We start from the raw sequence: 13,564 nt of genomic DNA on the forward strand, positions 1-13,564 counted from the left end.
TGCCCGATCTTTAGTTTTTTTTTTATAATTTTGAAGGATATAAGTAGAAACTTTAACATTAAATATGATGGATAGATATATAACCATCAAGCCTTGGGAAACAAATGCACCTCATCATCTTGAGTTGTTTGCTAATGATTTGGTTGAGGTTGTCGAAAAACAGCCGAACAAACCTGAATGGAAAGACTGGATATGGTGTCATGACTCCATTAATTCAGGTTGGGTTCCAAAACATCTGATTGCTATCATAGATAACAACACAGGAAAAGCTTTGGATAATTATTCGGCCAAAGAGTTAAGTATTGGCGCAGGTGAAGTCATCACCGGAATTCAGGAGTATTGTGGCTGGGTATGGAGTGTGAATGATGATAGTGGCGAAAAAGGTTGGTTACCCGAAGAAATCTTACTTAAACTCTCAACATAGATCCGGAATCGTATCTTGAGGTGACCGCCAATGCTGGTTGAGCGCAGCCGAAACTACCCTTCGACACCCTTCGACATTTATCCGCCTTTGGCGGAAGCTCGAAGTGACCATCGTTGTTGTTCGTTATCATAATAGAAACCTCGTCAGTTCGAGCCAGTCGAGAACTGAACGTGAGACAAAGAGTAAAAAAACTTCTCGACGTTTATCCGCCTTTGGTGGAAGCTCGAAATGACCTTTGAGATGAAGACCTTTTTGATGGTAGTTGAGCGCAGCCTGAACTACCTATTTAGGAACACAATCCCATCCATGAAGTAAAATATTATCAATTTTTGTTTGGAATAAAAATACTTATGTCGTATGTTTGCGTCATATATCATTAACACAAAAATCATGACTTACGCCAAAACAGATGCTTTTGATTCCGACCTGCAGGATGTTGCCAGAATCGCAAAAGCCTTATCACATCCGGCACGCTTAGCGATCATCAAATACCTCGCTGAATGCAATAAGTGCATCTCCGGTGATATTGCCAATGAATTACCTCTCAGTCGTACAACCGTTTCTCAACACTTACAAGAACTTAAGAGCCTGGGGCTAATTGATGGTGAAATTGATGGAGTTAAAATCTGCTATTGCCTTAATCAAATAAATATCATGGATGCCCGTGATAAAATCCAATCTTTTTTTAAACTTGGATTTCCGGGCTGTAACTGTTAAAATTTTAAAAAAATGCAAACAAACGAAGAAATCAAAAACGAAGTAAAGAAAAAATACGGACAGATTGCCAATCAAAGCAAAGAACAAAACAAACAGAGTTGCTGTGGTTCTGGTGAATCTTGTGGCACTATTGATTATTCAGTATTTTCTGATGATTATTCAAAAATAGAAGGTTATATGCCCGATGCTGACCTTGGATTGGGTTGTGGCTTACCAACAAAATTCGCACTGATCAATGAAGGTGATATAGTACTTGATTTAGGTTCAGGTGCCGGAAACGATTGTTTTGTAGCCCGACAAATCGTTGGTAAAGAGGGCAAAGTAATTGGGCTGGATTTTACCGAAAGCATGATCGAAAAAGCACGGATCAATGCCGACAAATTAGGCTATAAAAATGTTGAATTCCGACTTGGAGAAATTGAAAATATGCCTATTGGAGGCAAGTCAATTGATGTAATTGTAAGCAACTGCGTAATGAATCTGGTTCCGGATAAACAAAAAGCATTTTCCGAAGCCTTTCGGGTATTGGCACCAGGAGGTCATTTCAGTATATCAGATGTTGTTTTAAGAGGAAAACTTCCTGAAAGCTTTGTGAAAGATGCTGAGCTCTGGGCAGGATGTGTTTCAGGGGCGATGCAAATGGATGAATACCTAAATTTGATCGAAGATGCCGGGTTTAGAAATATAAAGGTACAAACCGAAAAAAAAATTGATTTGCCTGATCAGGTTCTTTATGATAATTTTCCTAAAGATTTGGTTGATGAATTCAAGCAATCAAACACCGGAATTTATAGCATTACGGTTTATGCCGAAAAACCATGTTCAGATTGTGGCTGCAGTTGTTGTTGATTTTTCTTAAAATAACCTTGTTTTAAAACGAAATAAACAATGTCAGTAAAGCAAATTTATCCTGTTCTGGGCATGTCGTGTGCCTCCTGTGCTTCGAGTGTTGAGAGTATGCTCAACACTCAGCCCGGCGTGCTGTCTGCCAGCGTTAACTATGCCAATGGTGAAGTTTATATTGAATTTGATGAGAAGATTGTAAAGCTGAATGAAATGCAGGATGCCGTCAAAAAAATCGGTTATGAACTCATCATTCAAAAAGAAGAACCTGAAAAGATTGTAGAAGAAAAAGAAAAGGAAAGGTTTATCAATCTCAGAAAGAAACTGATACTGGCAATATTCCTGACTTTACCCGTCTTCCTAGTTTCTATGTTAGTGATGCCATTATCTCAAATAGATAAATGGGTATTGTTGGCCCTGAGTTTTCCAGTTTTGTTTTATAGTGGTTCAGAATTTTTCGTGAATGCTTTCAACCAAGCCCGTCACCGAAGCACAAATATGGATACACTGGTGGCACTAGGTACCGGAGTGGCATTTACATATAGTGCGGTTGTTACTCTTTTTTCTGAATATTTTATCAATCACCAACTACCAACCTATGTTTATTTTGAATCGGCCACTGTCATCATTTCCTTTATTCTACTTGGGAGGTTTTTAGAAGAAAGAGCTAAAAAACGAGCTTCATCTGCCATTCGCAAATTAATGGATTTACAACCCAAAAAACTGACGGTCATCCGCAATCAACAAGAAATTCAAATCTCTATTAAGGAAGTTATACTTGGTGATATTGTACTGATAAAACCGGGTGAAAAAATTCCGGTAGATGGAATGGTTGATAGTGGCGAATCGTACATCGACGAGAGCATGATCAATGGTGAACCTATGGCTGTATTTAAAAACACAGGAACACAGGTCTTTGCCGGAACCATCAACCAAAAAGGAAGCTTAAAGATTATCGCCAAAAAAATCGGCAAAGAAACCCTGCTTTCGCAAATTATAGAGATGGTGAAAGAAGCCCAAAGAGTGAAGCCACCCATTCAGAAACTAGCTGATAAAATTGCCGGGATTTTTGTTCCAATCGTTTTGGGCATTGCGATTTTAACTTTTGGGCTTTGGTTTTTTTTAGGGCCAGAGCCTTCCATTTCATACGCATTCATCACTACAGTAGCAGTACTAATTATTGCATGCCCCTGTGCACTGGGATTAGCTACTCCAACAGCCTTAATGGTTGGTATTGGTAAAGGGGCGCAAAACGGTATTCTGATCAAAAATGCCGAAAGCCTTGAAATGGCTTACAAAGCCAATATTTTATGCATTGATAAAACAGGCACATTAACAGAAGGGAAGCCTAAAGTAAGTGATCAATTCTGGGTACACGATAACCCGTTTTTAAAAATGGTTCTGATCGAGATTGAAAAAAAATCAGAACATCCACTGGCTGCTGCAATTGTGGCCGACATTAAAACTTCCGATAACCAAGAAATTAAAATTGAAGATTTTCAGAACTACCCTGGCAAAGGTGTGAGTGCCATCATTGAAGGCTCGAAATATTATGTGGGTCGACCTGATCTGATTACAGAAAAAGGAATAAAAACCGACCCCAATATTAATATTAAAATTGACCGTTGGCAGCAGGAAGCCAAGAGTATTGTCCTATTCTCCGACGAACAGAATGTATTGGCTGTTTTGGCCATTACCGACCAGTTAAAAGATGGAACACACAATGCCATTAGAAAACTAAAACTCATGGGAATTGAGCCCATCATGCTAACTGGCGACAATATCAACACGGCCAGTGCCATTGCAAAGCAATCGGGCATTGAACAATTCAAAGCAGGGTTGCTGCCACAAGATAAGGTCAATTTCATCAAAGCCCTTCAGTCTGAAGGAAAAATTGTAGCGATGGCCGGTGATGGCATCAACGATTCAGCTGCTTTGGCCCAAGCTGATATCGGAATTGCAATGGCAAGCGGTTCAGACATTGCTCTTGAAAGTGCCGGAATTACGTTAATGAAATCGGATTTAAACCATTTGATTGGTGCCATACACCTATCGTTTGCAACTGTTAAAACCATCAAACAAAATTTATTTTGGGCATTTTTCTACAACATAATTGCGATCCCTGTTGCTGCAGGAATTTTGTATCCTTTTAGCGGTTTTTTACTCAATCCGATGATTGCCGGAGCAGCCATGGCAATGAGTTCAGTAACGGTGGTGGCAAATAGTTTACGACTGAGAAAAGTGAAGATCTGAGTTATGAATTATTAATTATGAGTTATAAGTTGCTTGATTCTGGTTGCTGGTTGTTAAATTCTACATTCCCATTCTACATTCTGCATTCAACAATTATCATTTATCATTCGATTTTTTTTAAATTTATTCTTTTAAAATCTTTCCGATACGGATGGTAAATATTGAAAATGACTATATTTGATTAAACTAAACCCAGTGGGGTAATGAGAGGTTCTAATCGTCCCAACATTTCATACACACGTTTTTTATGGCCAATTTTACGAATTGAAGGGAAAAGTAATTAACAAAACTAAACCACTATGGATTGAAAATACATAGGTTTGATTTATGAATAGAATTCATTTAGTAAGCATCAAAAAAGAACCTGTCTGCCGCAGGCAAGACAATATTCAATGTTCAAAAAATCAATATTAAAAACAATACAAAAACCTATAATGATATTGGGAATTGGAATCGTCATACTGAGCTTGGTTCCACTGAGCAACGGCGAAGTGTCGATGTGTGGAATTTGGTCCGCCTGGGCGGATGTAATTTGTAATTTTTGTAGAAATTTATAGAACCTAAAGTAGCTGCAATAAAATTGCAGAGTTTTAACCATTATATAGATAATAAAACTATCAATATTTTCCGTGAACATAAACTTTACAAACCATGAAAAAGCAAAATATTAATCCGGAAAATGCCGCCAGACTTCGCCAAATGGCGGAAGAACATTTAAAGCTGCAAAAATCAAAAACAAATAAAATTGTTTCGGAAGCTGCCATGCTGAAACTGATTCACGAACTGGAAGTTCATCAGATTGAACTTGAAATGCAAAATGAAGAACTTGGAATAGCAAAAGAAAAAGCAGAACTGGCAGAAGAAAAATATAAAGAACTTTATGATTTTGCACCCTCCGGCTATCTTTCAATTTCAAAAGAAGGTGAGATCATAGGACTGAATTTTGTTGCCGCCCGAATGCTGGGTAAGGAACGTTCAAATTTGATTAAAAATAAATTTGCTCTATTTATTTCAAAAGAAACTCTTCCGGTTTTTAATCTTTTCCTTCAAAATATTTTTACAAGCAAAAAAAAACAATCCTGAGAAGCAATAATAGCAGCCAAAGGCAATTTACCAATATATGTAAATATTGATGGCATACTAAGTTCGAATGATGAACTATGCCAATTGACGGTAGTAGACTACACTGAAAGAAAATTAACTGAAATTGAGTTAATTAAAGCCAAAGAAAAAGTCGAAGAAAGTGAAGAGCGTTTTGCACTTGTTATAGATGCATCGGAGACAGGTATCTGGGACTGGAATATTGAAACAAATGAAGTATTTTTTTCTGAACAATGGAAAAGACAAATAGGTTACGAAGACCACGAAATCAAAAATGATTTTGGCTCTTGGATCGAACTTCTGCACCCTAACGAAAAGGAAGCCTGCCAGAATGCTGTTCAAACCTACCTGAATAATCCGGTTGAACATTTTATCCTTGAATTCAGATTCCGCCATAAAGATGGAAGCTACCGATGGATTCACAATAAAGCCTCCTCGATAAAAAACAAAGATGGAAATGTTGTCAGAATGTTTGGTGTACATACAGATATTACTGACCACAAACAAGCAGAATTACATATCAAACACCAGAACGAAGAGCTTAAAAAGCTTAACACCACCAAAGACAAATTCTTCTCTATCATTGCCCACGACCTTAAAATTCCATTCAATTCAATTATTGGATTTAGCGAACTTTTGGTTAAGCAAATCAACGAAAAGGATTATGATGGGATAAAGAAATATGCCGGGATTATCCTGCAGTCGTCCCAGCGTGCAATGGAATTGCTGATGAACCTCATGGAGTGGTCACGTTCCCAAACCGGAAGGATCAAGTTTAATCCTGAGCGGTTCGATTTAACGGTATTCATTAACAACATCACACTGCTGTTCGATGATATTGCAGGGCAAAAAACAATAGTAATCAAAAATGAGATTCCCCCCAATGCTCATGTATTTGCCGATCAGGCTATGATAAATACAGTGCTGAGAAACCTGATTTCGAATGCAATTAAATTTACCAAACCGGGTGGAGAGATTATTCTATCGGTGACAGAAGGAAAAAAAGAACTCACGGTCTCAGTAAAAGATAACGGTATCGGAATCCCGAATGACAGAATTAACAAATTGTTTCGGATTGATGAAAACCTCTCTACACAGGGCACTTCCAATGAAGCAGGAACCGGACTGGGTTTACTACTCTGTAAAGAGTTCATTGAAAAGCATAAAGCAAAAATCTGGGTTGAAAGTGAAGAAGGTATGGGCTCAACATTTTATTTCACCTTGCCTCTCAATGCCTAACCGCTGATATAACGCATTGATCGGCAACTTGCACTGTCAGGAAATAACGATGATAATAAAAATTTCTTAAAGTTGACTATCCCAGTGGCAAGCCAAGGAGTACTTGCCCGCGGCAGGCAGGTGGTTACTTGTTAATAAATCATAATATTTTACATTCTAAATTCTTCATTTTAAATTAATCATTCAGGAGTGGATTTTATGAACAGGAATTGCGATTATTGTTCATAATTAAATCCCTACTTTTAACTTTGGAGTTTGATAGATGATAGAATTAAAATCTATTTTTGAAAAACTATTTAATAGAATAATTCTTAATCAGAATAAAATGGGACAACAATACTTAGATCATTCAAAAGCGATTTTAACCTCTAATCGTTCAAATTTTAAAGGAGGAAGCAAAGGTTCAGGGATCATCTCTTTATTTGGGTATCAAAACGAATATGATCTCAGAGAAGGGTATCCCCTATTAACCACTAAGAAGATGGCTACAAGATCTATGTTTCATGAAACAATATGGTTCTTAAGAGGAGATACAAATATTAAATATCTTGAAGACAATAATACCCCTATTTGGAGGCCCGATGCCTTTCAGGGCAATCTTCCCGGGATGCAAAAGGAAGGAATTTTTCCTGATGGTATTGAAAAATACTCTCCTTATTGGGACAAAGCAATGGAAGAATATGGACAGAGAATAAAAGAAGATACGGAGTTTGCACAAAGATGGGGCGATGCCGGACCAATTTATGGTAAACAATGGAGAAGATGGGAATATTTTGATCATGATAAAGGGCAGTTTGTCGAAATAGATCAACTGGCAAAATTGATAAAGGGTCTGAAAAAAAACCCAACCGGAAAAAAACATATTGTTGATTCATGGAATCCAGGTGACACTCCAAAGATGTCTTTACCTCCATGTCATGTTTTGTATCAGGTAACTGCTAATGAAGAAGGCGAGTTAGAATTGCAACTATATCAGAGGAGTTGTGATCAATTTCTGGGTGTTCCTTTTAATATAGCCAGTTATGCCGCACTTACCCAGGTAATTGCTCAAGAAGCAGGGATGGTTCCAAAAACATTCATCCATACTTTTGGAGATTCGCATTTTTATGCCGGTATTGGGAAGAGAACCCAATGGCACCAAGATCATTTCAAAGAACTGCAAAAAAGAATCAGAAATGTTTCTGCAAGAGAAGAATATCTAGAAGTTGCTGACTGGATTAATAAAAATGCTCCCAGCAACGGCAACGAAGAAAAATATGATCATGTAACTGCCATTCTAGAACAAATGTCGAGAGAACCCAAACCTTTGCCTAAATTACACATTGCAAAAAAACCCTTTGATCAACTAACTATTGATGATTTTGTTGTAGAAGATTATAATCCTCATCCTGCAATCAGAAGGAGTATGGCTGTATAACGAAGTCATGCCGTCTTGCAGTCTTGCAGTCTATCGAATGAATTATTTTCTTTAATTTAGTTCCCATATCAAAACGTGCTACAATGGGAACAATAAAAAATTTCGAAGATCTCGAGATTTGGATGATATCGAGAGAGCTAGTTAATCTAATTTATTCGGACTTGAGAAAATGTCATGACTTTGCATTCAAGGATCAGATCACAAGAGCTGGAATATCTTCAATGAATAACATCGCTGAAGGTTTCTGCAGAAGCAGCGATTCAGAGTTTAAACAGTTCCTCAACATTTCAAAGGGCTCATCAGGAGAGGTAAAAAGTATGTACTACAAGCTGAAGACCAAAATTTTATACCTCAATCAGTTGCAACTGAAAGAAGGGAGCGAATTCAAACCCTGATAAATAAAATAAGTATGTTAATGAAGTACCTGAAGTCAAGCAAATAAAGGACAGCAAGACTGCAAGACACAAGACTGCAAGACTACTTTCCCTTTACGCCTTATATAAATGATAGAAAATATTACAATCAGTATGTACTAACTTTTTATAAATCGAATAATATGGAGGAGTTAGTATTTGCATTTCCTACAGACGAGCTATGGAAATTAATGACTTATAAAAAAAAGGGATTAATAAAGGAAAATAGCGAAATATTAAAAAGGATTGTTCAAAATGGTCAGTTTCTCAGAAGAAGTGAATTAGAAGAAGACCCTTCTTTTAAGCAGATTATTCCATATGCAATTATCTCTAACGGCGACTCATATTATTTATTCAAAAGGAAATCGGGGCAGATAGAAAAAAGACTACACAATAAATACACTTTGGGGGCAGGAGGTCATATGAACCCGGGCATCTCTGCGGAACAGGATGAGCAATATCTGATTGATGAATTAAAAAGAGAATTTTTTGAAGAAGTCAAATTGCAAAATGGATGTTTGATAGAGGATATTGAATTTATTGGCTTTATAAATGATGATACAATTCCGGTTGGAAGGGTTCATATTGGGCTCTTGTATACTATCCGTTTATCAAATAAAGAGGTAACTACTAATGAAACGGATAAAATGATTGCAGATTGGATTGATAAGTCCGGCTTGGATGAATTCTATGAAGAAATGGAAACATGGAGTAAAATAGCATTTGATTTCTATGTTAAATGAAAGAATACACAATTATTAAACTGACGAATTGTGGATAATAAAACCAATCGGGCATAATTTGTGGTATAAAAAGTTGCCGGGACAGTATGATTTAAAGGCTTGTGCAAAAGTGAGGGCAAAAATAGGCTTGTACAAATAAATATCGGTGAACTGTCGATTAAGAAGGATGAATCGTATTTTAAATTATGAATGTTGAATGTTGCCCGCCCTTACCGAACGGAACGATCGGGCGGGAATGTGAATATTGAATTCTAACTCAAAACAAATGTATACTGTCTACTACTATCCACATTTGTAAATAAAATCTTTCATTTTTTTTTGACACAATAAAAAAAGAAACTATCTTTACTTGGCATTGATTATGAAATATTTATGAGTTTTCCCCAAACTCTTTTGATGCATAGGGCAGCGGAAGCCTTATTTTTTAGTAGCTAGACTTCCGGTAATATCGATTAAATATTACATGCCTGTAAATGCTCAAAATACTATTCGGCACACGTAGTGTAAATATTTCGCGATGTAAATATTGGAAGTATCCTGATACGTAAGTTGGTGCATTTCGAAGAACAAAAAGCACTTGCTGGAATCTCGATTTATCACCGGCTTAATTTAAGCTAAGCGATTATTAACCACTTCAGACTCTTAGTCTGAATCGATCGTGTCATCAATTAAATAATTAAATATTCATTAACCACATTAAAAATTAAAAAAATGGACACCATTAAACAAACCAACCAACAGCTTGAATCTTTGCTTAAAAAAGGCAATATTAGTCGTGAAGATTTTCGTAAAATCGACAATATTATTGCATTAATAGGTTCTCAGATCAGAAACAACATTCTGTCAAAATCGGATGTTGCAAAAATCAATTCAAATTTTCCGGAAGATTTTGTTAAAAATACCGTGCAGGGCCACGGTTTAAGCAAACCATTTGGTTATGCCGGTGATTATTTGATGATTGATAAAATTTATACTTATCATAAATCCGATAAACCTGAATATGCCATTTGGGATGAATATTTACATCAGCAATCGGCACCAATCGCGGTGAGAAACCGAAAGGAATATTTCAAAAATGTTATCGAAAAAAAGATGACCGATTACACCACACTAAAATTATTAGATGTGGCAAGTGGCCCTGCACGCGATCTCTACGAAGTTTATTCAAAACTACCTTTAAACAAAACCATTCATACCACTTGTATTGAAATGGACGAAAACGCCATCTTCTTTGCAAAAGGATTGAACCATGAATTTTTGAACAGCATCAAATTTGTCCACAAAAATATTTTCAAACATCGTGAAAGTGAGAAATACGATTTAATATGGTCGGCAGGGCTATTCGATTATTTTAGTGACAAAGCATTTTTGATGGTGCTGGGCAAGTTTAAAGAATGGTTAAAAGTCGGGGGTGAAATCATTATCGGAAACTTTAATGAAGATTATAATCCGAGCCGCGATTATATGGAAATATTCGGCGACTGGTACCTCAATCACCGTACTGAAGAGCAACTGTTTAAACTTGCAATATTTGCAGGATTTAAAGGCCGACAAATCAGGATAGGAAAAGAGCCGGAAAATGTGAATTTGTTTTTGCATATAAGGAATGACTAGCCAAAAATCGACAACCGTATAGAAGACAGATTGATACGTGAATCGTGATTTTTGATGCATGACGGGTGGGTTATGGGTTATGAGTTATGAATTTTAATACCAACTTCTATCTACTAACTCCTGTCTGCTATTTTAAACAATGTTGATAAAAAACGGGCCCTGCTTTTTTAGCTAAAACAAAAAAGAACCTATATTTACATGGCATTGCTAATAAAAGGTTAACTGATACCAGAAACTGGCACTTCAACTTTTTTGTCACTTGACCGGAAAGCTTGCACAAAAACTCCTAATATGCTATTTAAAAAGGCAGCTTAATGTATTATTCAACTTGTAAACTTATTTAGGACCACACATTTTATTTATGACACTTAAGTTTAAAGTTGATTTTATTTTGCTTTTATTCGTAATTAGTTGCACTTCAAAAAATGAAAATAAGGAAAGCAACTTTGCAAACAACATAAGATTCAATCATTTATATGTTGTTATTGATGATTCTACGTACAATCATCTTTTTGAATGTATTCAAATATTGAGTGATTTCTCGTATACTAAAGAACAAACTGTTAATACTGGAGAGAGTGCATGGTCCGGTAAGTATTTATTTGGAAGACATCAATATTTAGAGATATTTAAACCCGAAGGAGATAAGAAAGGAAAATTTGGAGAATTGGGCCTTGGATTCATAACCGACAAATCAGGAACCTTAAATTCCGTTCGAAATACATGGAAAAGAAAAAAAGAAAGGACCTCATATTCAGACAGAGAAATTGTTCGTGAAGGCAGATCTTACCCTTTGTTCCAATTAGCCAGTATAGAACAAAGTGACTCTGTAAGAATATTTTCCTGGCTCATGGAATATCAGAAGGAAGAAATGAAGAGTGTTGGTTTTACCGATCAGGACCATAAAGAGGTGATAAGTTGGAAAGAATATTCTGTTCGGAGAAGGGCAGCAGATTTAAAAGTCATTCCTGATTCTATTAAATTTGAAAAAGCATTCGATAGGGTTACACAGTTATATTTAACACTTACCCAGGATGAGCTTGACAGTTTGAAAAAGTCTCTGCTATATTTTGGATTTACTGAAAAAGGAAACAGTTTGATTAGTCAGGATATTACGATTAATTATAAAATTTCTCACCATAAAGTATTTGTACTGAATCAGATACACTTTAAGATCACAGGCTCACTGAAAGAGGGGATATATCGATATGAAAATTTGGAATTTAGGATTAACGAACATGATGCAAGCCTAAAATTTTTGTATAATTGCGATTAAATAAATAATTAAAAAACAATGAAAAAAAAATTCATCCTTCCTTTAATCATGCTACTCTGCTGTAACTTGGGCCATGGCCAGGTTTCACAATCAGAAAACAACATTAGCGACAAAGAAAATGTTTTAACTGCCAAGCAGAAGAAATTGGTTTACGAAAACTTAAAAAATTTCCACGATCAAACTCAGGTTTCATTTGCCGTTATTAAAAATGGGGCAGTCGGTTTTTATGGGGTAAAACGAGAAAATGATCTACTTTCTGATAGTCCTAATGCCGATAAAGTATTTGAGATTGGATCGATCACAAAGGTCTTCACTTCTACCCTATTGGCCAATTTTGTTCTGGACGGAAAGCTTGAGGCAGATGATAAAATTAATGATTACCTCAAAATAAAATTGAAGGATGGTATTCAAATTTCATTCAAACAACTGGCCAATCACACTTCAGGCTTGGCCCGTATGCCTTCCAACTTTAATTTTGCGGCTGCACTCAGTCCGGATAACCCCTATAAAAATTTCGATGAAAAAATGTTGGAATGGTATCTTACTCAAGCATTGAAACTTGAATATGCTCAAGGAACCAAATCAGAATATTCAAACCTAGGCGTAGGTTTATTGTCGTACACCTTATGCAAAATTGTTGATACCGATTTCCAAAGCCTTTTAAAATCATACATTTTTTCGAAATACAAAATGGCCAGCAGCACCACCATTCGTGATGAAATTGCCGAAAAATTAGTTATTGGGCGCGATAGTATCGGAAAAGAAACCTCCAATTGGGATTTAAATGCCATGGCAGGTGCAGGAGCAATCTTATCGTCGGTCGAGGATTTATCAAAATTTGCCTTGGCACAATTTGATATTGCCAATAAAGAACTTGCCCTTACAAGAGTGAAAACTTTTGCCGACCCGGGAAGTATGGATGTATGCCTGGGATGGTTTATAAATAAAAGTAAATCGGGTTCGGAATGGTACTTTCACAATGGTGGCACAGGCGGTTACCGTTCGGCAATGGCTCTTGATATAAACAAAAAAAATGGGATCATTATTCTCTCTAATGTTTCATCTTTTCACCCAAATTCAAGAAAAATAGACGAGTTATGCTTTGCTCTAATGAAAACACTCGATGTAAAATAATACAGCGGCAATCTTCTTTCAACTTAAGTCAAGAAATATTGAAAGTAAGGTCAATCTTTAAATAATTCTTAAAAATATTTGGAATTTAAAAATTATATTTAGACATTTGTCTAAATATCTAAATTAATGAATTCCCTATTTAAGGCTTTAAACGACAAAACCCGCCGCGAAATTCTGGAAATGCTTAAGGGGGCTGATATGACCGCAGGTGATATTGCCAACAAATTTGAAATGACAAAACCCAGTATTTCGCATCATCTCTCTATTCTAAAACAAGCCAATTTAGTAATCGACCTCAGAAAAGGTCAATTTATTTATTATTCACTGAATACAACTATTATGGACGATATTGCAAAATGGTTTATTCAATTTAAAACTAATTAATAAAAA

The 13,564-nt window shown here is 36.2% G+C and carries 13 protein-coding genes; all 13 read left to right on the top strand.

Going from position 1 to position 13,564, the window contains the following annotated elements:
* The first annotated feature begins 64 nt into the window (after positions 1 to 64).
* Positions 65 to 424, top strand: a complete 360-nt coding sequence (locus tag KKG99_05025; GenBank protein ID MBU1012346.1) for a hypothetical protein — start codon at positions 65 to 67, stop codon at positions 422 to 424.
* Between the two features lie 390 nt (positions 425 to 814).
* A complete protein-coding gene (locus KKG99_05030) occupies positions 815 to 1,141 on the top strand; it encodes a metalloregulator ArsR/SmtB family transcription factor (protein MBU1012347.1) in 327 nt (108 codons plus the stop codon).
* Positions 1,142 to 1,153: 12 nt separating this feature from the next.
* On the top strand, positions 1,154 to 1,990 hold the full coding sequence (locus tag KKG99_05035; GenBank protein MBU1012348.1) for an arsenite methyltransferase: 837 nt from the start codon (positions 1,154 to 1,156) through the stop codon (positions 1,988 to 1,990).
* A 39-nt stretch (positions 1,991 to 2,029) separates the two neighbouring features.
* Positions 2,030 to 4,237 carry a heavy metal translocating P-type ATPase gene (locus KKG99_05040; protein ID MBU1012349.1) on the top strand — a complete coding sequence of 736 codons (2,208 nt, stop codon included), beginning with the start codon at positions 2,030 to 2,032 and terminating at the stop codon, positions 4,235 to 4,237.
* Between the two features lie 651 nt (positions 4,238 to 4,888).
* Positions 4,889 to 5,320, top strand: a complete 432-nt coding sequence (locus KKG99_05045; GenBank protein MBU1012350.1) for a PAS domain-containing protein — start codon at positions 4,889 to 4,891, stop codon at positions 5,318 to 5,320.
* Between the two features lie 84 nt (positions 5,321 to 5,404).
* On the top strand, positions 5,405 to 6,577 hold the full coding sequence (locus KKG99_05050) for a PAS domain-containing sensor histidine kinase (GenBank protein ID MBU1012351.1): 1,173 nt from the start codon (positions 5,405 to 5,407) through the stop codon (positions 6,575 to 6,577).
* Positions 6,578 to 6,902: 325 nt separating this feature from the next.
* Positions 6,903 to 7,994: a thymidylate synthase gene (gene thyA, locus KKG99_05055; GenBank protein MBU1012352.1), complete on the top strand. Its 1,092-nt coding sequence runs from the start codon at positions 6,903 to 6,905 to the stop codon at positions 7,992 to 7,994.
* A gap of 83 nt (positions 7,995 to 8,077) precedes the next feature.
* Positions 8,078 to 8,389 (top strand): four helix bundle protein, encoded by a 312-nt coding sequence (locus tag KKG99_05060; GenBank protein ID MBU1012353.1) that lies wholly within the window; start codon positions 8,078 to 8,080, stop codon positions 8,387 to 8,389.
* A gap of 161 nt (positions 8,390 to 8,550) precedes the next feature.
* Positions 8,551 to 9,150, top strand: coding sequence for a hypothetical protein (locus KKG99_05065; protein MBU1012354.1), 600 nt, complete (start codon positions 8,551 to 8,553; stop codon positions 9,148 to 9,150).
* A gap of 711 nt (positions 9,151 to 9,861) precedes the next feature.
* Positions 9,862 to 10,764: a class I SAM-dependent methyltransferase gene (locus tag KKG99_05070; protein ID MBU1012355.1), complete on the top strand. Its 903-nt coding sequence runs from the start codon at positions 9,862 to 9,864 to the stop codon at positions 10,762 to 10,764.
* Positions 10,765 to 11,125: 361 nt separating this feature from the next.
* Positions 11,126 to 12,040, top strand: a complete 915-nt coding sequence (locus KKG99_05075) for a hypothetical protein (protein ID MBU1012356.1) — start codon at positions 11,126 to 11,128, stop codon at positions 12,038 to 12,040.
* 18 nt (positions 12,041 to 12,058) lie between these two features.
* Complete coding sequence (locus KKG99_05080; GenBank protein ID MBU1012357.1) at positions 12,059 to 13,174, top strand: beta-lactamase family protein; 1,116 nt, start codon at positions 12,059 to 12,061, stop codon at positions 13,172 to 13,174.
* Between the two features lie 126 nt (positions 13,175 to 13,300).
* Positions 13,301 to 13,558, top strand: a complete 258-nt coding sequence (locus tag KKG99_05085) for an autorepressor SdpR family transcription factor (protein ID MBU1012358.1) — start codon at positions 13,301 to 13,303, stop codon at positions 13,556 to 13,558.
* The last annotated feature ends 6 nt before the right edge of the window (positions 13,559 to 13,564 follow it).

This window comes from Bacteroidota bacterium (assembly GCA_018816945.1).
Lineage (GTDB): Bacteria > Bacteroidota > Bacteroidia > Bacteroidales.